The sequence below is a fragment of the Bradyrhizobium sp. LMTR 3 genome (genome assembly GCF_001693485.1).
Classification (GTDB): domain Bacteria; phylum Pseudomonadota; class Alphaproteobacteria; order Rhizobiales; family Xanthobacteraceae; genus Bradyrhizobium.
On record NZ_MAXC01000001.1, the window covers coordinates 258,592 to 283,743 of the forward strand.

At 63.3% G+C, this 25,152-nt stretch carries 21 protein-coding genes; 13 read left to right on the top strand and 8 right to left on the bottom strand.

Translation table 11 applies throughout. The features are described from left to right. Window position 1: 1 nt before the first annotated feature. Genes LMTR3_RS01240 through LMTR3_RS01250 form a run of 3 tightly spaced genes read right to left on the bottom strand, consistent with a single transcriptional unit; the run spans window position 2 to window position 3,998 of the window. Window positions 2-1,771 (bottom strand): branched-chain amino acid ABC transporter ATP-binding protein/permease, encoded by a 1,770-nt coding sequence (locus LMTR3_RS01240; protein WP_065743260.1) that lies wholly within the window; start codon window positions 1,769-1,771, stop codon window positions 2-4. Further along, window positions 1,768-2,811 (bottom strand): branched-chain amino acid ABC transporter permease, encoded by a 1,044-nt coding sequence (locus LMTR3_RS01245; protein ID WP_065743261.1) that lies wholly within the window; start codon window positions 2,809-2,811, stop codon window positions 1,768-1,770. Before LMTR3_RS01245 ends, LMTR3_RS01240 begins: the two co-directional genes overlap by 4 nt. A 38-nt stretch (window positions 2,812-2,849) precedes the next feature. Further along, window positions 2,850-3,998, bottom strand: coding sequence for an ABC transporter substrate-binding protein (locus LMTR3_RS01250; protein WP_065743262.1), 1,149 nt, complete (start codon window positions 3,996-3,998; stop codon window positions 2,850-2,852). 139 nt (window positions 3,999-4,137) lie between these two features. Between LMTR3_RS01250 and LMTR3_RS01255 the strand changes: the two genes are divergently transcribed. Beyond that, window positions 4,138-4,962: an alpha/beta fold hydrolase gene (locus LMTR3_RS01255; protein WP_065743263.1), complete on the top strand. Its 825-nt coding sequence runs from the start codon at window positions 4,138-4,140 to the stop codon at window positions 4,960-4,962. Between the two features lie 177 nt (window positions 4,963-5,139). On the opposite strand, the gene LMTR3_RS37235 is transcribed toward LMTR3_RS01255, so the two are convergent. Then, window positions 5,140-5,394 (bottom strand): hypothetical protein, encoded by a 255-nt coding sequence (locus LMTR3_RS37235; protein WP_141686417.1) that lies wholly within the window; start codon window positions 5,392-5,394, stop codon window positions 5,140-5,142. A gap of 71 nt (window positions 5,395-5,465) precedes the next feature. On the opposite strand from LMTR3_RS37235, the gene LMTR3_RS01260 reads away from it, so the two are divergent. From LMTR3_RS01260 to LMTR3_RS01280, 5 genes are all read left to right on the top strand, one after another. After that, window positions 5,466-6,263: an aspartate/glutamate racemase family protein gene (locus tag LMTR3_RS01260; RefSeq protein ID WP_065743355.1), complete on the top strand. Its 798-nt coding sequence runs from the start codon at window positions 5,466-5,468 to the stop codon at window positions 6,261-6,263. Between the two features lie 137 nt (window positions 6,264-6,400). Then, a complete protein-coding gene (locus tag LMTR3_RS01265) occupies window positions 6,401-7,579 on the top strand; it encodes a thiolase family protein (protein ID WP_065743264.1) in 1,179 nt (392 codons plus the stop codon). Beyond that, window positions 7,576-8,817: an SDR family NAD(P)-dependent oxidoreductase gene (locus LMTR3_RS01270; protein ID WP_065743265.1), complete on the top strand. Its 1,242-nt coding sequence runs from the start codon at window positions 7,576-7,578 to the stop codon at window positions 8,815-8,817. Before LMTR3_RS01265 ends, LMTR3_RS01270 begins: the two co-directional genes overlap by 4 nt. Window positions 8,818-8,846: 29 nt before the next feature. After that, window positions 8,847-9,632, top strand: a complete 786-nt coding sequence (locus LMTR3_RS01275) for a cyclase family protein (protein WP_065743266.1) — start codon at window positions 8,847-8,849, stop codon at window positions 9,630-9,632. A gap of 28 nt (window positions 9,633-9,660) precedes the next feature. Next, window positions 9,661-10,818: an ABC transporter substrate-binding protein gene (locus tag LMTR3_RS01280; RefSeq protein ID WP_065743267.1), complete on the top strand. Its 1,158-nt coding sequence runs from the start codon at window positions 9,661-9,663 to the stop codon at window positions 10,816-10,818. Between the two features lie 22 nt (window positions 10,819-10,840). On the opposite strand, the gene LMTR3_RS01285 is transcribed toward LMTR3_RS01280, so the two are convergent. Next, window positions 10,841-12,463: an AMP-binding protein gene (locus tag LMTR3_RS01285; RefSeq protein WP_065743268.1), complete on the bottom strand. Its 1,623-nt coding sequence runs from the start codon at window positions 12,461-12,463 to the stop codon at window positions 10,841-10,843. 184 nt (window positions 12,464-12,647) lie between these two features. On the opposite strand from LMTR3_RS01285, the gene LMTR3_RS01290 reads away from it, so the two are divergent. The 4 genes from LMTR3_RS01290 (at window position 12,648) to LMTR3_RS01305 (ending at window position 17,053) form a co-directional block, all read left to right on the top strand. After that, window positions 12,648-14,291 carry an ATP-dependent acyl-CoA ligase gene (locus tag LMTR3_RS01290; RefSeq protein ID WP_065743269.1) on the top strand — a complete coding sequence of 548 codons (1,644 nt, stop codon included), beginning with the start codon at window positions 12,648-12,650 and terminating at the stop codon, window positions 14,289-14,291. 219 nt (window positions 14,292-14,510) lie between these two features. Beyond that, a complete protein-coding gene (pgm, locus tag LMTR3_RS01295; RefSeq protein WP_065743270.1) occupies window positions 14,511-16,151 on the top strand; it encodes a phosphoglucomutase (alpha-D-glucose-1,6-bisphosphate-dependent) in 1,641 nt (546 codons plus the stop codon). A gap of 231 nt (window positions 16,152-16,382) precedes the next feature. Continuing rightward, on the top strand, window positions 16,383-16,739 hold the full coding sequence (locus LMTR3_RS01300) for a hypothetical protein (RefSeq protein WP_141686419.1): 357 nt from the start codon (window positions 16,383-16,385) through the stop codon (window positions 16,737-16,739). A gap of 95 nt (window positions 16,740-16,834) precedes the next feature. Further along, entirely contained in the window at window positions 16,835-17,053 is a 219-nt protein-coding gene (locus LMTR3_RS01305) for a helix-turn-helix domain-containing protein (protein ID WP_283809259.1), read from the top strand. Window positions 17,054-17,431: 378 nt separating this feature from the next. Here the strand turns inward: LMTR3_RS01305 and LMTR3_RS38295 are convergent, their stop codons facing one another. Further along, window positions 17,432-17,986 carry a hypothetical protein gene (locus LMTR3_RS38295; protein WP_028351060.1) on the bottom strand — a complete coding sequence of 185 codons (555 nt, stop codon included), beginning with the start codon at window positions 17,984-17,986 and terminating at the stop codon, window positions 17,432-17,434. A 69-nt stretch (window positions 17,987-18,055) separates the two neighbouring features. On the opposite strand from LMTR3_RS38295, the gene LMTR3_RS01315 reads away from it, so the two are divergent. Beyond that, window positions 18,056-19,417, top strand: a complete 1,362-nt coding sequence (locus LMTR3_RS01315; RefSeq protein ID WP_176721799.1) for a YcaO-like family protein — start codon at window positions 18,056-18,058, stop codon at window positions 19,415-19,417. Window positions 19,418-19,456: 39 nt separating this feature from the next. Next, on the top strand, window positions 19,457-21,562 hold the full coding sequence (locus LMTR3_RS01320) for a BTAD domain-containing putative transcriptional regulator (RefSeq protein WP_065743274.1): 2,106 nt from the start codon (window positions 19,457-19,459) through the stop codon (window positions 21,560-21,562). Window positions 21,563-21,571: 9 nt separating this feature from the next. Here LMTR3_RS01320 and LMTR3_RS01325 read toward each other — a convergent pair whose 3' ends face one another. Both LMTR3_RS01325 and LMTR3_RS01330 read right to left on the bottom strand, forming a co-directional pair. Beyond that, on the bottom strand, window positions 21,572-21,982 hold the full coding sequence (locus LMTR3_RS01325; RefSeq protein ID WP_065743275.1) for a hypothetical protein: 411 nt from the start codon (window positions 21,980-21,982) through the stop codon (window positions 21,572-21,574). 41 nt (window positions 21,983-22,023) lie between these two features. Further along, a complete protein-coding gene (locus LMTR3_RS01330) occupies window positions 22,024-23,766 on the bottom strand; it encodes a peroxidase family protein (RefSeq protein WP_065743276.1) in 1,743 nt (580 codons plus the stop codon). A gap of 407 nt (window positions 23,767-24,173) precedes the next feature. On the opposite strand from LMTR3_RS01330, the gene LMTR3_RS01335 reads away from it, so the two are divergent. Next, on the top strand, window positions 24,174-25,049 hold the full coding sequence (locus LMTR3_RS01335) for a dihydrodipicolinate synthase family protein (RefSeq protein WP_065743277.1): 876 nt from the start codon (window positions 24,174-24,176) through the stop codon (window positions 25,047-25,049). Window positions 25,050-25,152: the final 103 nt, after the last annotated feature.

Here is a 25,152-nt window from a genome sequence, read left to right on the forward strand (position 1 = left end):
GTCACGCGACACCTCCAAGATAGGCTTCCTGGACGCGGGCGTCGTTGCGTATTGCCGCCGGTTCGCCTTCGCAGAGTTTTGAGCCGAAATCGAGCACGACGATGCGGTCGACCAGCGACATCACGAACTCCATGTCGTGCTCGACGAGGAGGATCGTCAGATGGTCGGCGCGAAGCGACCGCAGCAGTTCGGCCAACTTAAGCTTTTCCTGGCGGCGCAGACCGGCCGCCGGTTCGTCGAGAACGAGCAGTGTGGGGTCGGCTGCGAGCGCGCGGGCGATCTCAAGCACGCGCTGATTGCCGAGCGGGAGATTGCCGGCGAGCTCGAACGGCTTGTCGCCGAGCCCGACCCGCTCGAGCTGCTGCAACGCCTCGTAGCGTGCGCTGGCTTCTTCGGCCTGATTCAGGCGAAGGGCGCCGGCGAGCAGGCCGGTCCTGGTGCGCGAATAGGTGCCGAGCAGCACGTTGTCGAGCAGCGTCATGCGCGGGCGCAGCTTGACGTGCTGGAAAGTGCGAGAGATGCCGGAACGAGCGATGTGGAATTGCTGGTCGTGGGTGATGGAGCGTCCCGCGAAAGCGATCTCGCCGCTGTTCGCGCGCAGCGCCCCCGTGAGCAGGTTGAACATCGTGGTCTTGCCGGCGCCATTCGGCCCGATCAGCCCGAGGATCTCGCCGGATTTGACTTCGAAGCTGACATTGTTGACGGCGACGAGGCCGCCAAACCGCCGCTGCGCGCCGCTCACTTTAAGAAGAAGCGTGCCGGGCGCCGGCTGCTCGCGGCGCGGCAGCGGGCTAGCCGGTTGCGGACGGGACAGCTTCACGTCGGGCAGAAAGCCCGCGAGGAACGGAACGATGCCTTGCCGGGCCCGCTGCAGGAACAGAATGAACAGGGCCGAGAACGCCACGATCTCGAGCTGGCCGGAGGCGCCCTTCGCGATCAGCGGCAGGTAGTCCTGCACGCTGTTTTTCAGGAGCGTCACGATTGCCGCGCCGACCACGCCGCCCAGAATGCTGCCGGCCCCTCCGACCATCGCCATCATCAGATATTCGATGCCCATGATCGCTTCGAACGGTCCAGGGCTGACAAAACGGCCGAGATGGGCATAGAGCCATCCGGACAGGGCGCCGAAGAATGCGGCGATCACGAATGTCACCAGCTTGATCCGGAATGCGCTGATGCCGAGGCTTTCGACCAGGGTATTGCCGCCGCGCATCGCGCGCATCGCGCGGCCGATGCGGGAGTCGAGAAGGTTGTAGCAGACGAGAAGCACCGCGACGACGATCGCCCAGATCAGGAAATAGATCTGCCGGCTCTCGACCAAAGCGACCGGGCCAATCGAAATCGGCGGAATGCCCGAGATGCCGTTGTGTTGACCGAGGCCATCGATGTTGCCGAACAGGAACGCGATTGCCAGTCCCCACGCGACCGTGCTCAGCGACAGAAAGTGGCCGCCCAGGCGCAGCGTCACGAAGCCCAGGATTGCCGCAATGCTGCACGTAAGAATAACGGCCAGCACCAGTCCGAGCCAGGGCGAATAGCCGTTCAGCGCTGTGACCCATGCCGTCGCATAAGCCGCCACGCCGACAAAGGCCGCTTGGCCGAACGACACGATGCCGCCGACGCCGGTCAATAGCGCCAGTCCGATGGCCGCAAGCGAGTAGATGCCGATGTAGTTCAGCAAGGTAATGCTGAACGGATTGAGCACGAAGGGCGCCGTCACGAGGCAGGCGATCGCCGCGGCAATGATGAGACGGATCTGCTGCGGCGTCATTCCTCGACTTCCTCTTCGGAATGTTGCGAGGCGAGCGAGCGCCAGAGCAGCACGGGAATCAGCAGCGAGAAGACGATGACGTCCTTCAGGGTGCTGCTCTGGAACGAGGCGAAGCTTTCGAGAAGGCCGACGCCGAACGCGCCGAGCGCAGCCCCCGGATAGCTCGTCATGCCGCCCACGATGGCGCCGACAAAGGCCTTCAGGCCGAGCAGGAATCCGGAGTCATAGAAGATCGTGTTGACCGGCGCGATCAGGATGCCGGAGACGCCAGCCATCAGTGATCCCAACAGGTAAGCGATTGTCCCGGCGCGCGCCGGTCTAATCCCCATCAGCCGGGCGCCGGTCCGGTTCAGGGCGGTCGCGCGCAGCGCCTTGCCGATCAGCGTGAAGTCGAAGAACAGAAACAGCAGGCCGCTGAACACCAGCGCGGCGGCCAGGATCAGCACCGTCTGTCCGGAGACGTGCACTCCGGCTATTTCCATCGCCATCGACGTCAGCGGCTCGGTTCTGACGCCTTCGGGGCCGAAGAACAGCAGGCCAAGTCCGACCAGCGCGAAGTGGAGGGCGACCGAGACGGTCAGCAGCAAGAGAACCGAGGCATCCGCGATTGGACGAAACACGATCCGGTCCAACAGCGGCGAGATCGGCAGGATCAAGAGCAGCGCCAGCACGATCCGGACCGGCATCGGCGGGGTGAAGCGCATCGTCAGCCAGACGGTCCCGACTACGATCAGGGGTAACACGAGATAGAAGAGGACGGCCTTCGGCACCGCGCGAAGCTCGCCGGCGCGCGCCAGCGAGACGACTTCCATCAGGCAGGCCATGCACGCCAACACGACAACCAATCCGACTGTTCCGGGAAGCTGCCTGGCATCGAGCGCCGCCAGCGTCAGGGCCGTGAAGGCTGCGATGTCGCCGAACGGAATGAAGATCACCCGCGTCACGGTGAAGATCAGCACGGTGCCGATCGCCACCAGGGCGTAGACCGCCCCGGTGGCTATTCCGTCGATCGCAAGGATCGCTGCGATGTCTGCCGTCATGCCCTCAATCGTCCTTCCGTGTCACGCGTCGGCATCGCTCAGGGCTGGTAGGTCCAGGCGCCGTTGACCAGGCGAACGATCACCAGCGCGCGCTCGTCGACGCCGTGATAGGCACCGGGCTTGAAGTTGTAGACCGCGTGCACGCCCGAGAGCTCCTTGGTGTTGAGGATCTCGTCGCGCAGGGCTTTGCGGAATTCGATGGTGCCGGGTTTGGCGGTCTTCAGCGCGCGCGCCGCGGCGGACGTGAAGATCATCCAGCCGTCGAACGAATAGGCCGAGAAGCCGTCGGTGCTCGGCAGATTGTTGGCCTTCTGGTAGGCGGCGCGGAATTCGAGCGCGAGCTTCTTGGCGAAATGGCTGTCCGGAAGCTGCTCGGCCACGATGACCGGACCGGCCGAGACTTGAATGCCTTCCGCGGCCTTGCCGCCGACGCGTACGAAATCGGGATTGACCAGCGCGACCGTGCCGTAGGTCTTGCCCTTGAAACCACGTTCGCCGAGCGCGAGCAACGGCAGCGCGCCCTGCGTGCCCGATCCGCCGATCAGCACGGCATCCGGACGCGCGGCAAGAATCTTAAGGATCTGGCCGGTGACCGACGTATCGACGCGCGCGTAGCGCTCGTTAGTCAGCACCTTGATGCCGTCCTCGCCTTCCACCGCCTTGGCGCCGTTGTAGACCAGATCGCCCCAGGCATCGGAATAGCCGATATAGCCGATGTTCTTCATCGCATCGCGCTTCATGCGATCGGCGACGACCTTGACCAGCAGCGAAGCGGGTTGCGGAACGGAAATGCCCCATTGGTCGGTCGGATTGGGCTGTCCGATCACCGGGGAAACGGCGATCATCGGCACCTTCAGTTCAGTCGCGACCGCCAGCATCGCGATGGTCGACGGGGCGGTTGCGGTGCCGATCAGGAGATCGACCTTCTCTTCCTCGATGAGCTTGCGCGCATTTCGGGTTGCGGCGGAGGGATCGGAGCCGTCATCGAGCTGGATCAGCTTGATCTTCTCGCCGTTGACCTCGTTCTTGTATTCCATAGCAGCCTGGATGCCGCGCCCATATGGGATGCCGATCGAGGAGCCCGGCCCACTGAGCGACGTCACGAAGCCGATCGTGATGTCGGCCTGTGCGGTCGATGCCGCAACGAGGCCGCCGATGAGGGCAGTCAAACTCAACATCTTGCGCATTGCATTCCCCTTGGTTGAAAACAGCCGCGACCTGAGCGAGATGTCAGCATGGATCGGGTCGGACCAGCACGATCGATGCCGTGATTGTCGCCGAAACCCGGCGCGGGTCCGGTCCCCGCCTCTGGATGGGAGTTATGAAATGAGCGTCCGCAAAGTCGGTTCCAATCTCGAGCGCTGCTTCGTCACGACGCGTCTTGGCCGCATTCATGTCGCTATGGCCGGAACCGGGTTTCCCGTTCTCCTGCTGCATCAGACGCCACGCTCGTGGGACGAATACCGTGATGTGCTGCCGCTGCTCGGCCGCGATTTCCGCGCGATCGCAATGGATACGCTCGGCTTCGGAGATTCCGATTCCCCTGCCGCTGATCCTTCGATTGAACTGTGGGCCGAAGCGGCGTTCGCGCTGCTCGATGCGCTGGAAGAGCCGCGCGCCGCGATCGTCGGTCATCACACCGGCGCGGTGATCGCAGTCGAAATGACCGCCTCGGCGCCTGCGCGCGTGAGCGCACTGGTGCTCTCGGCCTGTCCTTTCGTCGATGCGGCGCGCCGGGCCAGGCATGACGGCATGCGTGTGATCGACGAGGTTGAGGCGCGTACCGACGGCTCCCATCTCACCAAGCTCTGGGCGCGCCGGCAGCCGTTCTATCCGGCTGATGATATCGATTTGCTGCAGCGCTTTATGGTCGATGCGTTGCGGGCTGGCGAGATGGCGGCGGAAGGCCACCGGGTAGTGAATCGCTATCGGATGGAGGATCGTCTGGGAAGCATCCAGTGTCCCACGCTGGTCATTGCTCCGACAGCCGATCCGCACGTTCATCCCGTGGCTCCAAGAGTTGCCGGGGCTATCGAGGGCAGTATCCTGCGTGAGCTCTCAGGGGGCATGGTGCCGCTTCCCGATCAGATGCCGGACGCCTTCGCGGGCCTCGTCCGCGATTTTGTCGCTGCGCAGGTGGCCGGAAAATGAAACAGCAGATGTAACGCCCGGCCCAATCGCGGCGGATGCGAACCTGCCTGGCGCCCGTGCTGTTCCAAGGTCGATGATCTCAGCCACGATTGACGAGCCTCCTATCAACGCAACTACCAATGCGACATGCACAGGCTCCGGTGCCTGCCAATTGTTTAAAGCCTAAAGTATTTATCCTCAGAAGGTCAATATGCCAGTTTCGCGCCCTGCGGAAAAAGTTTGCGGCGGCGCATGCAAGCGCGAAAGCTGAATTCGCCTGTGCAAAAGCGTGAGGCGCTCTCTGCCTGTCCTTTCGGCAACTCGATCTCGTCGCGCGCAGATATCGTCGGAAAGCCGTTCAATTGACGCGAAAATTATTTTGTGGTTGAAATATTTCAGTCGATGGAATGGCGCGACGCTATCGCGTGCCTTCACATCGATTGTCTCGTGCATATCGTCAGTCCTCTCAGACTGCGTGGTTGAGGATCGATCGGCACGCGTCGCCTGTGAACGGGATAACCGCTGTGCGCATCTTCTGGCAGAGCTTCGTCGATCAGGCTACGAGCGCGCCCTACATGGCGCAGCTTGCGGCCTATCTGAACGAGATCGCGGCGCCCGGCACCAGCGTCCACGTCGAGGGCATCACGCCCGCCGATCGCGACTTCGGTCGCCTCAGCGAATTCCGTTGTGCCATTCAGGCGGTCGACAATGGACTCGCAGCGCAGGAAAACGGCTTCGACGCCTACGTCATGGGCCACTTCCAGGATCCGGGAGTGTACGAACTGCGTTCGGCGCTGACGATCCCGGTGGTCGGCGCCGGCGAAGCCACGCTGCTGGCGGCTTCGCAACTCGGTCGTCGGCTCGGCCTTGTCACGCTCGATGCCGCCTTCGAGGTCTGGCATTATGAGCAGGCCGATCGTTACGGGCTTTCCGGCCGCGTGGTGCATGTTACCGGGATGGGCTGTCGTCCGGAAGATTTCAGCGCCGCGTTTGCGGGCGATGCAGTGGCGAAGGCACGCATGCTGAGCGACTTTGCGGCCTGCGCGCAGCCGCTGGTCGATCGCGGCGCCGACGTCATCATTCCAGCCGGCGTGTTGCCCGGCCTCCTGATTGCGAGCGAGCGTGGGTTCAAGATCGGCTATGCGCCCGTGGTGAACTGCGCGGCGGTCGCGCTGAAGAGCGCCGAGATGTGGGTGCAGCTGCAGCGTCTCAACGGCACCGAGCCGAGCCGCGGGCCGAGTTTTGCGCTGGCCAATGATCGTGCCCGCCGGGATTTCCGCGCCACCGTGGCGCGCACGCCCGACAAACCGAACAGCGCTTGAGGACAAGACATGCTGCAGCCCGACAAGATCTTGTATGAAGACGAGGTGACGGCGACCGGCGGGCGCGACGGCAAGGCGGCGAGCGACGACGTCAAGTTGACCGTACTCTGAACGGCTCACAGGAATCCGGCGGTCCGATGCAGAGCTCCATCCGAACACCTTACGATCGGGTCGTGATGGCAGTTCCGGTGACGATCCCGTACGTGCGCTATTCGATCGAGAGCGCGCAGTGGTGGATCGGCCACGCACTGAAGGCGCTGGTCGATGGCGCCGGAATCACGCCGCGCGACATCGACGGCTTCTGTGTTTCGAGTTTCACGGCAGGGCTCGACAGCGGGATCGGGCTCACCCAACATTTCGGCCTCTGCGTGCGATGGATCGACACCATTCCGCTTGGGGGCGCGAGCGCCATCGCCGCGCTCCGCCGCGCGGCGCGGGCGGTACAGGCGGGCGACGCGCGCATCGTGGCCTGCGTGGCTGGAGATACCAACCACGTCGATTCCTTCCGCTACACACTCGAAAACTTCTCGCGCTTCAATCAGGATGCCGTCTATCCCTATGGCGCCGGCGGCGCCAATGCGAGCTTTGCACTGATCGCGCGCAACTACATGCGAACGTTTGGCGCCAAACGCGAGGATTTTGGCAAGATCGCCGTCGCCCAGCGCAGCAATGCGCTCCGCAATCCCAACGCGCTGATGAAAGCGCCGCTAAGCATCGAGCAATACATGTCGGCGCGTCCGATCGCCGATCCGATCCATCTGTTCGACTGCGTGATGCCGTGCGCCGGCGCGGAGGCGTTCCTGGTGATGGGCGAGGATGTCGCCGCATCGCTGAATTTGCCTGCGGCCAGGATTCTCGCCACGATCGAGCGCCACAATGCGTTCGGCGACGACCCCGTTCAGGTGCGCGGCGGATGGGCGATGGATGTCGATGAACTCTACGCGATGGCCGGCGTCAAGCCTGATGATCTCGACTTTGTCGAGACCTACGACGATTACCCTGTGATCTCGATGATGCAGTTCGAGGACCTCGGCTTCTGCCGGAAGGGGGAGGGACCGGACTTCGTTCGGCAGCACGATCTCACGATCGACGGCAGCTTCCCGCACAACACGTCCGGCGGTCAGCTCTCGGTCGGGCAGGCCGGCGCGGGCGGCGCCTATCTCGGCGTGGTCGAGGCGCTGCGCCAGGTTCTCGGGCAGGCCGGTCCGACGCAAGTCAGGGATGCACGCGTCGGGTTGGCTTCGGGTTTTGGAATGATCAACTATGATCGCGGCCTCGCTTCGGGCGCGGCGATCCTCGCGGGACCAGACGCATGATCGAACCGATCGCCAAGCCGCGTCGGAAGAACCCTTTGCAGCGGACGCGGCTGCCGACGTCGCCAGCGCGCGCACGCAGCCGCGCCTCGCACGGGTTCACGCGGGCCGCCGCCGAGGGCCGCTTCATGCTGCAACGTTGCGGCGCCTGCGGAACGTTCTGTTATCCGGCGCGCGATGCATGCCTTGCATGCCTTTCCGCCGAACTCGCCTTCACGGATGCGCCGCGGCGAGGGACGCTTTTGTCCGAAACGACGCTGCACGTCCCGGCGGACGTGCACTTCCGCGAGCGCGCGCCATGGCGCATCGGCCTGGTTGCAATGGAGTGCGGGCCAACCCTCGTGACGCACCTGCACGCCGATTGCGAAGAGGGCGGGCCGGTCGTGATGTCGTTCCAACTGGACAAGAGCGGACAGGCCGTGGCCTTCGCGCACCCCGAACGTGAGCCCCCCAACATGACGGACGACAGGCAGTGGCGTGAGATGACCGCCGATCCAAAATTCCGGCGCGTTCTGGTGACCAATGGGCGCAGCATCGTCGGTCAGGAAGTGGTGGCTGCGCTGAAGACAGCCGGCGCGTCGATCGTGTTCGTCGGCGTCGCCGAGCCGTGGAAGCCGTTCCGCGGCGAGGATGCGTTGCGCGCCATGGCGGGCGTCGAGATCGTGCCGCTCGATATCGGCGACGAGAAGTCGGTCGCAGATCTGGCGGCCGATATTGGCGGCAAGGTCGATATTCTCGTCAACACCACCGAGCATGTCCGCGCCGGCGGGCTGCTCGATCGTCAGGGCACCAGCGTCGTGCGCGATGAGATCGACCAGAGCTATCTCGGGTTCGTGCATCTGGCGCAGGCGTTCGGGCCGGCGATGCGGATGCGCGGCTCGGATGGCGTCAACAGTGCAGCCGCCTGGGTCAATATCCTGTCGGTCTATGCGCTGGCGAACTGGCCGGTGTTTGGCGCCTATTCGGCGTCGCAGGCTGCCTGTCTGTCGCTGTCGCACTGCCTGCGGGCGGAGCTGCGGCCCGGCGGCGTCAAGGTGGTGAACGTGTTCACGGGTCCGCTCGATATCGAGTGGTTCCAGACGGTGCCGCCGCCGAAGGTCGCGCCTCGCGCAGTCGCGAACGCGATCGTGTCGGCGCTCAGGCGCGGGGTTGAAGACGTGTTCGTGGGCGATGTCGCCGAAGACATTCGCCAGCGCCTGGCGGCCAACCCCAAGGCAGTCGAGCGTGAGCTAGGGGCGTAGGCGGGCTTGTTGAGAACGGGAGAAGCGCAATGGACAGCAACAGTCTCATGCAGTTTGCCGGCGCGGTTGCATCCGGCGCGGTGCGTGTCGTCGATCTGACGTTTACGCTCAGCCCGGACTTTCCCGTCATCGTGCTGCCGCCGGAATTTGGTCAGGCCGCGCCGGTCCGCATCCAGCAGATTTCGCGCTACGACGCGAATGGTCCTGCCTGGTACTGGAACAATCTTACCTTCGGCGAGCACACCGGGACGCATTTCGATGCGCCGATTCACTGGTTCACCGGCAAGGACCTGCCGAACAACGCAGTCGACACGCTGCCGCTGCGCGACATGATCGCGCCGGCCTGCGTGATCGATTGCTCGGCGCAGGCCGCAAAGGATGCAGATTTCCTTTTGACGATACCGGTCGTCGAAGGCTGGGAAAAAAGCCACGGGCGGATTCCGGAACGGCACTGGGTGCTGCTGCGCACCGACTGGTCGAAGAAAGGTTGGCGCGACTACGCCAATCTGAAGGACGACGGCGCGCACACGCCGGGGCCGGATGCAGCCGTGATGCGCTGGCTGGTCGAGGAGCGCGGCGTCATCGGCTTCGGCACCGAGACGATCGGGACGGATGCCGGCCAGGCCGGGCATCTCGATCCTCCGTATCCGGCGCATCATTTCCTTCACGGCGGCGGACGCTACGGCCTGCAGTGCCTATGCAATCTCGATCAGCTTCCGCCGACCGGCGCAGTGATCGTGGCCGCGCCGCTCAAAATCCAGAATGGCTCCGGCAGTCCGTTGCGCGTGCTGGCGCTGGTACCTGGGCAGGGCTGAACCTTTTCGTCGACATCGAGTGACATCCATGAACAAGAAAAAGACTTTGTTGATCGGCGCTGCGCTCTTGCTCGCCGCCGTGGCGCCGGCGCATGCCGAAATCCTCGTCGGTTTTGTTACCGGCCTGAGCGGACCGGTGTCCTCGATCGGCGTGCCGAACGCCAAGGGATTGGCCGCTGGCCAGGCCTATGTCGGCGAGATCGATGGCGAAAAAGTCCGCGTCATCCAGCTCGATGACGGCTCGGATCCGGCCGCGTCGACGCGCAACGCGCGTAAGCTGGTCGAGCAGGAGAAGGTTGATTTTCTGATCGGCACGTCAGGCGCGCCGCAGACGCTGGCGATGGCGACCGCCGCCGTCGAGATGAAAGTGCCGATGATAGCGGTCTCGCCGATCGCGCCGGTGTCGGCCGGGGAGGGCGGGCCGTGGGTGGTGCAAACCCCGCAGCCGACGCCGCTGCTCGTCCAGGGCATCGTCGATCACATGAAGAGCCGCAACGTGAAGAGGGTGGCCTTCATCGGCTTCTCCGATGCCTTCGGCGACCTGATGTATAATTCGCTGCTGCAGAGCGCCGAGAAGGCCGACATCAAGGTGATCGCCAACGAACGCTACGCGCGCTCCGACAATTCGGTCACTGCGCAGGTGCTGCGTGCAGTTTCCTTGCGGCCCGACGCGATCATGCTGGGCGGCACAGGAACACCCGGCGCGTTGCCCGTGATCGCGCTATCCGAGCGCGGTTACAAGGGGCCGCTCTACGGCAATCACGGCATGATCAGCGCGGACTTTCTGCGGCTTGCCGGCAAATCGGCCGAGGGTATCATCTGCCCGACCGGGCCCGTGACGGCGGGCGAACAGCTTCCCGAGAGCAATCCTATCCGCAAGGTCGTGCTCGCATTCCGCGCGGCCTATGAGAAAGCCAATGGCGAGGCGCCGGCCGATGCGTTTTCGCCCTATGCCTTCGATGGCTGGCTGGTGTTCATGGATGCCGCCAAACGTGCCAAGGCGACCGGCGCGACGCCCGGCACGCCGGCGTTCCGTAACGCGTTACGCGAAGCCCTGTTCGCGACCAAGGATGTCGTCGGTGCGCACGGCATCTACACCTATACGCCGGCCGACCGCCACGGCGTCGATAGCCGCGCGCGAATACTGGTCCAGATCGAAAACGGGAAATACAAGCTGCTGCCGTAGTTGCCGGGTCGGCACCCGCGGCTCAGGCGTGTCGCAGCTTCGCCTTCAGCGCCCGCATGTCGATCGCGCGATTGGCGCTGACGGCGGCAGCCGCCCACGTCTTGATCTCGCCCCGGGCGAGCTTGCGCGTTGACGACAGCGGCAACTCATCGACGATCGCGACGTAGCCGGGCACCTTGTGATAGGCGAGGCGTTCGGCGCAGGTTTTGATGATCGAAGCCGCGAGCGCGGCTGAATCGTCGACCTCCGTGTTCAGCACGATGAAAGCAAAAACCTCTTCGCCGCGGATGTCGTCGGGAACGGGCGTCACCGCGCAGCCGCCGATGCGCGTGTCCATGTAAAGCGCGCTTTCGACCTCGAGCACGCCGATGTTCTCGCCGCTGCGGCGCACGATGGTCTTCTTGCGATCGAAGAAGTACAGAAGCCCGTCCTCGTCGTCGAAAACCAGATCGCCCGTGTGGAACCAGCCGTCCTGCCACGCCGCTTCGGTGGCTTCCTCGTCTTTCAGGTATCCGCTGAAGAAGCCAGCCCGGGCATTGTCACCCTTTGCGCGGACCAGCAATTCGCCGGGCTTTCCAGGCGCAACATCGGAGCCCTGATCGTCAACCAGGCGATACTCCATATCCGATGATGGCCGGCCGACGCAGCGCGCGCCAAACCCCGCGGGCTCACGCGCGGTGGTCGTCGCTGCCGCACCGCCGGTCTCGGTCATGGCCCAGGCCTCGACGATCGGGATGCGGTAGCGCTCCTCGAAGGTGGCGCGGTGGCGGACATCGACGCCCGGCGCGAAGGCGAAGCGCACGCGATGCTGCCGTTCCACTTCGGTTACAGGCAGTTGCAGCAGAATGGCCGGGATGACGCCGAGACAATGCACGACGGTCGCGCCGCTATCGGCGACGCACTGCCACCAGCGATTGGCGTGGAAGCGGTCGAGCGGCACCACGGCGCCGCCGAGCACCATCATGCCGACGGCGCTGCAGCCGAGCGCGTTCATGTGAAACATCGGCAATGGCGTCAGGTTGATCTCGCGGTCTGGCCGTAGCTCTGCCACGCCGCCTTGCGCGAGGTACCAGTCGGCGACCTGCAGGAAATAGCGGTTCGAGAGCATGCAGCCCTTTGGCTTGCCGGTGCTGCCTGAGGTGAACAGCAGCGCGCATTCATCATTGAACTCGGAGCTTTGGGCGCTGACGTTCGTCTGGCACGGTGGAATGCGGCTATCGGTATCGATCAGGCGGGCGCGGCCGAGCACCGCATCTTTCGTCACATGGATGCGATCGAGCGTCGCCACGAGCAGGTCGGCCTCCGACAGCTCAAGCTGGAAGGACAGTTCATCAGAGCGGACGTCGGGATTGATCGGAACGATCGAAACTCCGAGCGCATTGAGCGCGAGCCAATGCAGGAAGAAGACCGGGCGATTTTCGAGCAGCAAGGCGACCCGCGCACCGCGTCCGTAGCCGGCGGCTGCGTATTCGGCACGCAGACGCTCGACCTCGGACCTAAAGGCGCCGTATTCGATCTTGAAACCTTCTGGTGCGTACGGCAGTTGCGCACTCGCAGGCGCCAGCAGGAATGGCGCGTCCGGCCGCCTTGCAGCCGTGGCGGCGAAAGCATCGGATGGCGATCGATACGGAATGTTGAGACTCATTGCGGGCGTCGCTCCCATTCATGTCCTGCCGCCGGACGCAGGTGACCGGAAGTCCGCACGCAGCGCTTGCTGCAGCGGTCCTCGTCGAATACTTTAAGCCTAAACTATATTGCCGGCCAATAGCGATCTATCGCAGGCCTGCCCGGCGAATCTTGGAGAGTAGCTTTGGAAGTAGGAGGTGCGTATGCGGGCAGGTGATGGCGGCGCGGCCGGGCAGCGGCGGGGTGGGTCGATCTGGCCGCAGGCGGCTGAGCGTTTTCCGCCGGCGGATCGAATTCTCTCGACCATTTTGACACGGCAAGCCGGGCGGTACCGCGACCGCACGCTGTTTGTCTTTGGCGAAACGCGATGGAGCTACGCCGAGACGGTTTCGATCGCCGCCGCATCGGCCGCCCGCCTGATGCAGGCCGGAATTCGCGCCGGCGACCGCGTCGCGCTGATGTGCTCGAACCGGCCGGAGTTCCTGGAAATCTATCTCGGCTGCGCCTGGATGGGCGCCGTCACGGTGCCGATCAACACCGCGCTGCGCGGTATCCAGCTCAGCCACATCCTGCGCAACTCCACGCCGAAGCTGCTGGTGATCGAGTCGTGCTTTATGCCCGCCATCGACACGCTGGAAGAGGATGTGTCATCGCCGGAGATTATCTGGACGATCGGGCAAGCCACCGCAACTCCGGTCGCGTCGGGATCGATCTCGCCGCTGCCGACGCTCGGCGCTGGAACACCGCCCGCGCCGGTGCAGCCGGGCGACACGGTCGCGATCCTCTATACGTCGGGCACCACGGGTCCTTCCAAAGGCGTTTGCTGCCCGCAGGCGCAGATGTTCTGGTGGAGCGTCTATTCGGCGCGTGCGCTCGACATTCGCGAAGGCGACGTCCTGTTCACGACGCTGCCGCTGTTCCACACCAACGCGCTGAACGCGTTCTATCAGGCGCTCCTCAACGGCTGCACCTACGTGCTCGAACAGAAATTCTCCGCCTCCGGTTTCTGGGCCGCGGCGCGCCGACATCAGGCAACGGTCGGTTATCTCCTCGGCGCGATGGCCGTGATGTTGCTGGCACAGCCCCCGTCAGCGAACGACACCGCGCATTTCCTGCGTGTCGCGCTCGGTGGCGGCGTGGCCGGCCAATTTCACGGCCCGTTCCTCGAGCGTTTCGGCGTGCCGCTGCTCGACGGTTATGGTTCGACCGAGACGAATTTCGTGTTCGCGAGCACGATCCCGTCCGATCGCCCCGGCACCATGGGCTATCTCGTCGAAGGCGTGGAGGCTTGTATCGTCAACTCCGAGGACGAACCCCTGGCTGACGGCGAGGCCGGCGAGTTGTTGTTACGCGCGCGCGAACCGCTCGCGTTTGCGACGGGATATTTCGCAATGCCGGACAAGACGGCCGAAGCCTGGCGGAATCGGTGGTTTCACACCGGCGACCGGGTCGCGCGCGACGCGGACGGCCACTATCGCTTCGTCGACCGAATGAAGGATTCGATCCGCCGGCGCGGCGAGAATGTTTCGTCCTGGGAGGTGGAGCAGGTGTTGCTGAAGCACCCGGCGATTGCTGCCTGCGCGATCTATCCGCTGCCGTCCGAACTCGGCGAGGAGGAGGTTGCGGCGGCCGTCCAGCTTGAACCCGGCCAAGCGCTTGATCCTGTCGGGATCATCAGCCATTGCGAGGGCAAGATCGCCTATTTCGCGATTCCGCGTTTTGTCCGCATCGTCACCGAGATGCCGTTGACCGAGAACGGCAAGATACGCAAGGTCGCGCTGCGCGAGGCCGGGAAGACTCCGGACACCTGGGACCGCGATACCGCGGGGTACAAACTGCTTCGTTAAGATCAGGTGCGGGCTTGGTCCGTCACCGTGACGATCTCGCTGGTGGATCACAAATCGATCGCGTTGCCTGACGATTTGCGCAAGGCGTTAGGAAACCGCCCCGGCAGCGCGGCGTTTACTGAAGGTGGCATCGGCTTGCGGCGCTGACGTGACGCCCGATTTTGCCCAGGCCAACGCTTGCACCTATAATCCGGCGAAACCACCATTCCGTGAGGTCATGTGACTGCCCCCAATCCCGCTGCCGGCAAACCGGTCGATCCCGCCTCCCTCGTCAACGTACCGCGGTTGATAACGGCCTATTTTGCATCGAAACCGGATCCGTCCGATCCCACCCAGCGCGTTGCGTTCGGCACCTCGGGCCATCGCGGGACGTCGTTGAAGAACTCGTTCAATGAAAATCATATCCTGGCAACCACGCAGGCGATTTGCGACTATCGCCGCGAGACCGGACTGACCGGTCCGCTATTCATCGGCATCGATACCCATGCGCTGGCCGAGCCGGCGCTGGCAAGCGCGGTAGAGGTGTTTGCCGCCAACGGCGTCGACATCATGATTGACGAGGGCGGCGGCTATACGCCGACGCCCGTCATCTCGCATGCAATCCTGAGTTACAACAAGGGACGAACGAGTGGACTTGCCGATGGCGTTGTCATCTCGCCCTCACACAATCCGCCAGACGATGGCGGGTACAAATATAACCCGCCGCATGGCGGCCCGGCCGATACCGACGTAACGGCCAGGGTTGAGAAGGCTGCCAATACCTACATCGAAGCCGACATGAAGGGCGTTGCGCGGATGCCGTATGAGCGCGCCCGCAAGGCGCCATCGACGAATCTGCACGACTACATCCGTCCCTATGTCGCCGATCTCGGCAATACCGTGGACATGGCGTTGATCAAATCATCCGGCGTGAGAATCGGGATCGATCCGCTGGGCGGCGCCGCCGTTCACTACTGGCAGCCGCTGATCGAGCATTACGGGATCAACGCAACTGTCGTGAACGACGCCGTCGACCCGACGTTTCGCTTCATGACGGCGGACTGGGATGGAAAGATCCGGATGGATTGTTCGTCTCCGTTCGCGATGGCAAGCCTGATCCAGATGCGCGACAGATTTGACGTCGCCTTCGCCAACGATACCGACGCCGATCGGCACGGCATCGTGACCCGCACCGGCGGGCTGATGAATCCGAACCATTTTCTCGCGACGGCGATCGCGTACCTGTTCGCGCATCGGCCGCAATGGGGCAGCAAGGCCGCGATCGGCAAGACCATCGTCTCCAGTTCGATCATCGACCGTGTCGCGAAGAAGCTGAACCGCAAGCTGGTCGAAACCCCGGTCGGTTTCAAATGGTTCGTCGAAGGCCTTGGCACGGGCGGCTTCGGCTTCGCGGGCGAGGAAAGCGCCGGCGCGTCGTTCCTCAAGCGCGATGGCTCGGTCTGGACGACCGACAAGGACGGCATGGTGATGGGGCTGCTCGCCGCCGAAATGCTCGGTCGCACCGGCCGCGATCCGAGCCAGCAGTTTGCGGCCCTGACCGCCGAACTCGGCGTGCCCTTCTATGAGCGGATCGACGTGCCGGCGACGCCAAAACAGAAGAACGCGCTAAAGGCACTCGGACCGGAGCAGCTCAACATGCACCAGCTTGCCGGTGAACCGGTCAGCGCGATTCGGACCCAGGCGCCGGGTAACGATCAATCGTTCGGTGGCATCAAGGTGGAGTCCGAGGCGGGATGGTTCGCCGCGCGGCCATCGGGCACCGAAGATGTCTACAAGATCTATGCCGAGAGTTTTCGGGACCAGAATCACCTGAAGACGATTCAGCAGGATGCCCAGCGGGCCATCGCAAAGGCTTTCTGATTGTCGCGCCGTGAGGCGGTTGGGAGATGTCTAACGGGCAAATGCCGGACCGCCACGGGACGGCAGAATATTGCATATTGCGCCCGGCTGCGCGGCCTGCACCAGTTCGGCACAGCCTGGAACCGGAACGGAATTTCAGGTTGCGCTTGCGATCACGCTGAAATCACGAGAGCCCACGCAGTGTTAAGCTCGGGAGTTAGCTGCCAGCAAGCCGTACCGAACGGGCGGCCTGTGAGCTATCGCGAGGTACCGGGGGATGAAATGAGTGCGGAATCGGTTGTCTACTATCTGAATCGCGTGCCGGAGAGCGATCCGAATGACCAAACCGAATGGCTTATAACGGCATTGGGACAGTATACCGGCGCGGAATTGCGCGAGCTGCTCTATGTAGCGGAGGAACCTGGGTTCTTTGAATTAATGCGCGGGCTGTTTGCGCTTTCGGATGAGAGCCGTGCCGCCCTGCAGCATTTCCTCGAAGCCGGTCACCCGTCCGCCATGAAGGCGGCGATCGACCCGAAGGGCCGGTTGACAATCGAGCACGTCACCGAGGAGAAGCGGATAAAATTGCTTCCCAGGATCGCAAACTAGTGCCTGAGTCTCCCTGAGGTTGTGCTAAGGTCTCCCGGCTTGAATAGCTGCGGAGCTTGCCGATGGCGACGAGGAAGTCTGGCCCGCTCGATGCGATGGTGGGCGCCAGGATTCGCATGTTTCGCGTCGACCGCGGCATCAGCCAAACCATGTTTGCGGAACGCATCGGCGTGACTTTTCAACAGGTGCAGAAATACGAGCGGAGCGCCGACCGGGTTGGCGCGAGCCGACTGGCGCAAATCGCTTCGGTGCTCGGCGTTTCGGTCGGTGAGTTGTTCGAATCTTCCCGGCCCGGATCTCCCGGCTTGAATTGACCAGTTTATTTGCTCGCAGAGTCGGGCGCCTTGCGCGTTCTCAAGGCCTTGCACGAATGACCAGCGTGCGACGTCGCGTCGCCAAGCTGGTTGAAAGCATCTGCGATCGAACGGCCGGGGTGAAGCCACGGTTGCGCGGCTGAATACTGTCGATCGCGGTGATCGGCGGAGGTTTCCCTCGCGGGGATAGCCTTCCATAGAAGGCGTGCGGCAACCTCGTGCCGCCCCGTTTCTGCCTAGAGCGTTTTCCAGCGAAAGCCTGCCCCGGACTTGATCCGGGGTGGATGCCGGTTCGCGTCAAGAAAACGCGTCAAAACAAGAATCGAGAGCCCGGTTCTGATTCAATCAGAACCGAAAGGCTCTAGTCCGATCGCGGCTTCAGCCGGTCGCGCGAATCGCAAACCGCTCCGGCGGCCTGCTGCCGGGAATGAATTCGCCGATCCAGTCTCGGCGCGTTGCTTCGATGTGCCAGGACATCGCCTCAGCAGAATAGGGTGCCGGATCGGGAATGTCCTTGCGGATCTCTTTGCCGTCGAGCCAGCCGCAGCTATGCGAATAGCGCGTCTTGCAAACGAGATGGACATCGCCGTGATCCTGCAGCAGCACGTATCCGTCGGCCGGAAAAAACGTGCCGGCAAGCTCGATCGCAGCAGGCAACTGGCGCACCAGCAGGAATGTGCTGGTGGATTGCGTCTCCGATTCGGAAACCAGCACGCCGACCAGGCTGTGGATTGGTGCGATCGCCTGCGGTGCAACCAATGCGAGAGGCTCCGTGATCGGGCCGGCTGTCGCAATCGAAAGATATTCACCCTCCGGTCCCCAACGGCAGGCAATCAGCCACTCACGGCTGCGGCTACGAATCAAGGTCGGCTTGGCGTAATCCGATCGAGCAATATCTGCTGCCATGGCTATGACGAAGGCTTTCGCGAGCATAAGTTTCCTCCAGGGCGAGGGCGGACTGGCCTCACGTCCGGAGTCTGCACGTCAAGTCGTGAGGTCACCGTGAGCGGTACCGAAAATTCGATGCAGGAATTGTTCGCGCGCGCTGCATCGTTGCTTCTTGGCAACGATGTGGACGCGGCCGGCGATCACGACGCCAGACTCATCCTTCAGGCGCTGGAATATGCCGAGGAATCCGGCAACGGGATTGATTCGCAGCTCGCCAATCGCGCTCATTTGCTGATCGCTGCTTCCCGATTTGCGCGCGTGTTCGAACTGGCCTCGCCCGATGCGCCCGGCCTGATCAGCTTTGGCGCGCAATTCGATCCAGCGCTTGCCGATCCCTTGCATGAGGAAAGCCCGATAGTCGGCGTTTCCGGCGTCGGTCTGACGTTGCGGGACGCGTTTCAGAGCTGCATCGGCGAGGGCGTCGAATACCTCTCTCAATTGCAGACCGGAACCGACCTGTTGCTCAAACCCGGCGTCGACGATTGGGCCGGAAAACTCGGTCCGAAGGCGCTGGAGTTGGTCGCAGCCCTTTCGGAGCGCCGCATGCAACCGGAGCGAGCGCTTTCCTGGTGTCGCGCGACGCGACTGACCGACGGCGGCGAGGTGTTGCTTCCGGCGGACATCTGCCTGCGTCGGCCGCCAGCGCAGCGCGAGTTTGCGCCGCCGTTCCCGCTGAGCATCGGATCGGCAGCCGGTCCGTCGCGGGACGCCGCAGCGCTGCATGGCCTGTTGGAATTGATCGAGCGCGATGCTGCCAGCCTGTGGTGGCGAGGCGGTCAGTTGCCACGATCGATTTCGCCGCAGCATGAAGCAGGTATCGCGGCGGAAGGTTTGTTGCGGCAGGTCCGGCACGGCGCATCGGTGCCACGCCGGACATGGCTGCTCGATATTACGACGGAAATCGGCGTGCCCTGCGTCGCTGCGGTCTCCTGCCGGGCGGACGGTTCCGGCTTCGCCTTCGGTCTCGCCGCGCGGCCGTCCCTCGAGGCCGCGGTCCGCTCGGCGATTCTGGAAATGTGCCAGCTCGAACTGGCCGACGCCGTCGTCGCCGCCAAACGCGGTGAACGCGGCGATGACGCGCTCAACGCACAGGATCGCATCCACCTGCAGCGCGCGGCGATCGATGCCGACGAGTGCAGATTGCTGCAGCCGGTCGCGGAGTGCGCGGCCCACCCGCCCTTTCCGGCAACTGAAGCGAGCGTCATATTTGGATTGATCGTACAGCGTTTGGAAAAGCTCGGAATCGAGACGTTCTACCTCGAACTCACGCGCCCGCGTTTTGCCATTCCAGTGATCCGCGTGATTGCCCCGGGCCTGCAACTTGAGCCATCCGAAATCGTCACGGCCAGGCTGCAGGATGCGATGGCGCGAACCGGCGGCGGCGCAACCTATACCGGGGGTGTCTCTTTGATATAGACTGGCGGGAATTAACCAACCGGTTCCGGAAACCGTTGCATGCCGGTCAGCGCAAACGCCATAACAGCAGACGAGGCCACGGTGGCGCCCGAAAGCGCCCCGCGCCTGTCGGTATCGCTGGTTGGGCGGCTCGGCGTGCGGTTCAATGGCCGGCCTATCGAACTGCGAACCCGTAAGGCTGGCGCGGTTCTGAGTTATCTGGCGTTATTGGAATCGAAGCAGGAGAGCCGCGAACGGCTGGTCGGCCTGCTCTGGAGTCGTTCGGACGAGGAAAAGGCGCGCGCCTCGCTGCGCCAGGTCGTGCGCGAACTGCGGTCGATGCTGGAGGAGGCCGGATATGACGGCTTCGTCGCGGAACGGCTGATGATCGGCATCGACGTCGGACGAATCGAAGTCGACATCGAAAGCGTGATTCAACTCGCTGAAGGTGGACGCGTTCACCCGCTGCTGCTCGATACGCCGCAGCTTGACGGGCGGTTGCTCGAAGGAATGGACGATCTCGACCCGTCATTCCGGGTTTGGGTGCTGGCCAAGCGGCAGACCATCCACGAACGGCTGATGCGAAATCTCGACGAAGGCTTGACCTCCGCAAGCGTTCCCGCCGACGCCAAGAAGAGGATCGCCGCTGCGATCGTCAATCTCGATCCGACCCATGAACATGCCTGCCGCTATCTGATGCGGGCGCATGCGGAAGAAGGCGATGTCGCCGGCGCGCTGCGCATCTACAAGGCGCTGTGGGATCTTTTGGATCGCGACTACGCCATGGAGCCGTCGTCGGCCACCGAAGAGCTCGTCGCGAACATCAAGCTCGGCATTCTGGAGCGCGCGCCCGCCGATCGGGCCGCATCGGCAGCGAATGACGAATTCGCCGTCAGGATGGTCAGAGCGGCCGCTCTCCAGCCGGTGGCCCCGATGCCGCCACCGGCCAATGCGCCTGCCAAGACGCGCCTGGTGCTGCGGCCCTTTGCGATGCACGGCGTCGATGAGGACCACAGCCATCTGGTGCAGGGGTTCTCCCAGCATCTCGCGGCCTGTCTCGTGCGCTTCCGGGAATGGAGCGTCGTCGATCGTCCTCCGGCGGCCCTCGTGCTTCCGGCGGGTACGGCTCCGCAATACTGCATCGAGACCACCGCCTATCAGGCGGGTGCCGAAATCAACATCGTGATGGTGCTCCGGGACGATACCACCGGGATTTACGTCTGGAGCGAAAGCTTCCGGCTCGGCCTCGGCAACTGGTTCGAAACACAGCAGCGCATCATCCGCCGGATCGCCACCTCGCTGAACGTGCAGCTCTCGACCGAACGGTTGATGCGGTTGGCCGGCGAGCCCGACGTGTCGCTCGATCTGCATGACCGCTGGCTGCGCGGACAGAACCTCATGTCGAAGTTCGATCCCGAAAGCTGGCGGCGGGCAGTCGCCATCTTCCGCGATGCGATCCGCGACAATCCGGGCTTCTCGCCCTGCTACAGCAGCCTCGTGCAGATGAACAACATCGAGCATTTCGTGCATCCGGGCATGTTCCGCGATCTCGACAAGGCGCGGGCAACACTCGAACTTGCAAAGACCGCCGTTCAACTCGATCCCGTCGATTCAAGGGCGCATCTATGCTGCGGCTGGTCCTATATGATGGCCCTTCGGGAAACCGAAGCTGCGCCGCACATGCAGCTTGCCTGCGAACTCAACGACAACGATCCGTGGACGTTGCTATCGAGCGCGCACTATGACGCGTTCTGCGGTTCGATCGAGCAGGCCCGGCAGCGAGCCGAGCAGTCGCTCGCGCTGTCACCGGCGCCGTCGTATCTCGAATGGAGTTACCATTGCATCATCCGCTTCTTGACAGGCGACTATGCGGGCGCGCTCGACGCCTATGACCGCACGCATGACGTCGTGCCGATCCTGCCCGCGTGGCGGGCGGCGGCGCTGTTCTATCTGGGGGAGCGCGAAATGGCGCGGGAACAGGCGCAGCGGTTCGCGAACGGGCTGCGCTCTTTCTGGGTTGGACAATTGGCCCCCACCGACGAGGCCGTGACGCGCTGGGTTCTACAGGCCCATCCGATCAGTGTCGGCGAGCGATGGGACGCCCTCCGCCACGGCTTGCGTGGCGCAGGGCTTCCAGTCGACGGTATCGTCCAGCTTTCCGCTTAGCTGATTGGCTTAGGCACAAAGGCTGAGCGTGTAGTCGCCGATGCGTTCGGCGTGCACCTTGAACTTGTCTTCCTCCGGGATCACCGGATCGATGCCGTTGAACAGCCGCTTGTAGAACGGCGGTAGCGGATAGGTCGATCCGGGCTGGTTGAGCAGCGCCTCGGAATCCTCGATCATCACCTTCGGTGGCAACTTCACTGTGATCGTGTCCTGCTCCTGCGCCACGAATTTGATGTGCTTGAAGCGATCAGGCACGGTGGCGAATACTTGAGCCTTGGCTAGTTGCTCCTTGAATTCTTCCACGGTCTCGGGCAGCGGATAGGTATTATCATCCTCAAGATAGTTTGTGCCGGTAGCCCAGGTCTTTACCAGTTTGCCCCACCGCTCATGGTTGCTTACTTGTAGCCTTTCGATGCGCATGGTTTTACTCCTCGGGGTTGCGCGAGACGGAACAATTCCGCTCACAGAAATGCTGGCACGGCATGCTGCAGCTCGGCAATTTCAGTGGTGAACTCCACCAACTGCGCCATGTTTGAGATGTCCGGAATGTCCTTAAGTACGTTCGCCAGGTAAAATTCGCGGGCAACGAGATCCAGTTGATCGGCGAGCGAACCGCCGCAGGCCGATTGCGGGTCGCTTGAGAGCGCCCCGAATATCACTTCCGATACGATGATCGAACCGAGCAGCCCGAGTTGCAGGCCCTTCGTCTGTTGCATCGCCTCGAACAGGATGAAGAACGGCAGCGGCGGATCGTTTGAAAGAGTTTCGATGTCGTCATCAGTCAGGGCGCCGTATGCCCGCCCGGCACCCAGCCATTCGCGAAGCTCATTGACGCGGTAGTCGCGGTCCTCCAGCAGCCGCGACAGCGCGATGAAATTCGGTCTACGATTCCCGATCGCTGCAATCAGGGAGTCAACCGACCACATGCCCGCCAGTCCGGCGCCGAGCAGGTCCCGATAGAGCAGGCCGACCCGTTCCGTTTCGTCGAACGCCGGAAAGAACTGGTCGTTGCCAAGCCCGTAGCTGAGATGGGGCCCGATGCGGCGGCTGAAATTCGGCGTCGAACCGTTGATCTCGAAAAAGCGCGACCATTGCACCATCCACGTCTCGTCGAGCGGCATGTTGGCCGGGTCATTTACCGAGCTCTTTTCGAGCGTGTTGTTGAGGTCGTGGAGAGAGAGGTCGTTGATCTGGTACTCTGGTCGCACCATGGCGTGGCCGAAGCGGAATGCGCCATGCGAGAACTCCAGCGGTATTTCCCAATCGCCGATCGTGGCTTTCCTTGCGGGATCGGTGCGGTCGATGAACCGCGGGGCCGGACCGCGATAGCTTGCGTAAATCGCCGGATGGAGCACTCGCCGCATCAGGTCGTTGCGGATGATGTTGTGATAGATCGCCTTCAACGCGCCGCGCGCGCACAGGAAGCGTTTGTAAGCGGCGCCGAACCGGCCGTTTGGCCCCGCATTGCCTTCATGGCGGCGGATGATGTCGATGAGCCCGTTGTGCAGCAGCGCGAACAGCGCGGTGAGCTGCGACATGACGGCATGATCGTCGTTGCGCGGATCAGCGACCAATGCCTCGGTGAGGGCAGCGCGAACGCCGGCAATGCTGCGGTCGATTCCCGTCACATTCTCGGCCTGTGCGCGGGCGATGTCACGGAACGGGCAGCCGGTCGCGGGCTTGTTCTCCTTCCAGCGCATGCGGCCGAGCCGCAGCTTGGTGCGGCGGTCGTCATTCGGCGCGTCCAGCGCATAGATGTGCGGCGATCCGACCGGGCCGCTGCCATACAGCGTCTCCAGCCGAAGCGGAGTACGGCGGGCGTTTGTGGTGCCTCGACCAAGCCCGCCCGCCACCGAAAGCGGAATCGCCGAGTGAACCAGATCATGCGCAATGAACTGCAGCAGATAGGTATAGCCCGATGGGATGGAGGGATTTTCCCAATGTTCCAGCGATCGAACCTGATGTGACGGCCATTTTATGGCGGCATCCATTCGCCGAGACAGGCGATGCATCAATCCGCGAAGCTTTGCATGGTGTGACGGAGACTCGAGCGGATCGATACCGAAGGCGCGGAAGCGCTGCGACGGAGCGGGCGTGCCGAAGAAATGACGAAAGCCGGGAGGCGTTGCCGACGAAATAGAGGCGCGCGTATCGAGCTCTGAAGTTCGGAACGAGGATGCGTCGGCGACCTTCTGCACAACCATCAGAACTGCTCTCGCTTGATCAATTCGGCGAGATTGGAAAGAAAGTCGTGAAATAATCGTGAGTTAAATCGTTAGAACCTGTGGACATCTGTGGACATCTTTTGGTCATTCTTCGGGCCGCTCACGCCTGTTTCACGATTGGTGACGCGGCGGCATGACCATCACGTAGTAGCGGCTGGCATAGCAGCGCGTGTGAAGCTGATTGAGGCAGCATCCTCGGCGCGCTATTTCGGCCAATGCTCGCGGTGATGATTGTCGTATCAGGAGCGGTGTGCGCGGCCGCGATCGATACCTGGATCAAGGCACGCAAGTGAGGGCAAGCCCGCGTGATGTTTGCGAAACGTTGCCTTGGACCGGCATTCCGGATAGCCATGGCATATACTTCCCGCTTGAGGCGCTTTCCTTCCATGGCTGACTTCCACGGCGTCTTTCCCTATCTCGTGTCACCGATCGATGCTTCCGGCGAAATTCGCACCGAGGTGCTGGGCCGATTGTGCGACGACCTCATCAAGGCGGGCGTGCATGGGCTGACGCCGCTAGGATCGACTGGTGAGTTCGCCTATCTCAACCGGGCGCAGCGCGCGACCGTGGTGCAGGCCACGATCGAAGCCGCTGACGGACGCGTGCCGGTGATCGCCGGCGTCGCCTCGACATCGACGGCGGATGCGGTGGCTCAGGCAAGAGCGTATCAGAAGCTCGGCGCCGTCGGCATTCTCGCGATCATGGAGGCGTATTTTCCGGTCGCCGACGCGCAGGTCGAATCCTATTTCCGCGCCATTGCCGACGCGGTCGACATTCCAGTCGTGATATACACCAATCCGCAATTCCAGCGCTCCGATCTCACGCTCGACGTGATCGCGCGGCTCGCGACCCATCCGCGCATCGGCTACATCAAGGACGCCTCAACCAATACCGGCCGGCTGCTGTCGATCATGAATCGCTGTGGAGAGGCGATCCACGTGTTCTCCGCATCCGCCCACATCCCAGCGGCGGTGATGCTGATCGGTGGGGTGGGCTGGATGGCCGGTCCTGCCTGCATCATCCCGCGGCAGAGCGTCGAGCTCTACAATCTCTGCAGGGCGGCGCGCTGGGATGAGGCGATGGCGCTGCAGCGCAAGCTGTGGCGCATCAACGAAGCTTTTGCGCGGTTCAACCTGGCCGCCTGCATCAAGGCCGGCCTCGACATCCAGGGTTACGCGGTCGGCGATCCCATCCCGCCGCAGGCGGCGCTGACGGCCGAGCAGCGCAAGGTGGTCGAGGCGGCGCTGCGCGACCTAGGATAAGCGCAGCCTGCGATATCTTGTAGGGTGGGCAAAGGCGCGTAGCGCCGTGCCCACCGTCAAGCGCACCGTCGCGAATGGTGGGCGCGCTTCGCTTTGCCCACCC

Excerpts from the sequence above, each read along its gene's own strand:
- LMTR3_RS01290 (WP_065743269.1), top strand. The coding sequence starts at position 12,648 with ATGCGGGCAGGTGATGGCGGCGCGGCCGGGCAGCGGCGGGGTGGGTCG.
- LMTR3_RS01330 (WP_065743276.1), bottom strand. The coding sequence starts at position 23,766 with ATGGTTGTGCAGAAGGTCGCCGACGCATCCTCGTTCCGAACTTCAGAG.
- LMTR3_RS01265 (WP_065743264.1), top strand. The coding sequence starts at position 6,401 with ATGCAGAGCTCCATCCGAACACCTTACGATCGGGTCGTGATGGCAGTT.
- LMTR3_RS01270 (WP_065743265.1), top strand. The coding sequence starts at position 7,576 with ATGATCGAACCGATCGCCAAGCCGCGTCGGAAGAACCCTTTGCAGCGG.
- LMTR3_RS01320 (WP_065743274.1), top strand. The coding sequence starts at position 19,457 with ATGCCGGTCAGCGCAAACGCCATAACAGCAGACGAGGCCACGGTGGCG.
- LMTR3_RS01325 (WP_065743275.1), bottom strand. The coding sequence starts at position 21,982 with ATGCGCATCGAAAGGCTACAAGTAAGCAACCATGAGCGGTGGGGCAAA.
- LMTR3_RS01255 (WP_065743263.1), top strand. The coding sequence starts at position 4,138 with ATGAGCGTCCGCAAAGTCGGTTCCAATCTCGAGCGCTGCTTCGTCACG.
- LMTR3_RS37235 (WP_141686417.1), bottom strand. The coding sequence starts at position 5,394 with ATGCACGAGACAATCGATGTGAAGGCACGCGATAGCGTCGCGCCATTC.
- LMTR3_RS01285 (WP_065743268.1), bottom strand. The coding sequence starts at position 12,463 with ATGAGTCTCAACATTCCGTATCGATCGCCATCCGATGCTTTCGCCGCC.
- LMTR3_RS01240 (WP_065743260.1), bottom strand. The coding sequence starts at position 1,771 with ATGACGCCGCAGCAGATCCGTCTCATCATTGCCGCGGCGATCGCCTGC.
- LMTR3_RS01275 (WP_065743266.1), top strand. The coding sequence starts at position 8,847 with ATGGACAGCAACAGTCTCATGCAGTTTGCCGGCGCGGTTGCATCCGGC.
- LMTR3_RS01280 (WP_065743267.1), top strand. The coding sequence starts at position 9,661 with ATGAACAAGAAAAAGACTTTGTTGATCGGCGCTGCGCTCTTGCTCGCC.
- LMTR3_RS01245 (WP_065743261.1), bottom strand. The coding sequence starts at position 2,811 with ATGACGGCAGACATCGCAGCGATCCTTGCGATCGACGGAATAGCCACC.
- LMTR3_RS01250 (WP_065743262.1), bottom strand. The coding sequence starts at position 3,998 with ATGCGCAAGATGTTGAGTTTGACTGCCCTCATCGGCGGCCTCGTTGCG.
- LMTR3_RS01335 (WP_065743277.1), top strand. The coding sequence starts at position 24,174 with ATGGCTGACTTCCACGGCGTCTTTCCCTATCTCGTGTCACCGATCGAT.
- LMTR3_RS38295 (WP_028351060.1), bottom strand. The coding sequence starts at position 17,986 with ATGCTCGCGAAAGCCTTCGTCATAGCCATGGCAGCAGATATTGCTCGA.
- LMTR3_RS01305 (WP_283809259.1), top strand. The coding sequence starts at position 16,835 with ATGGTGGGCGCCAGGATTCGCATGTTTCGCGTCGACCGCGGCATCAGC.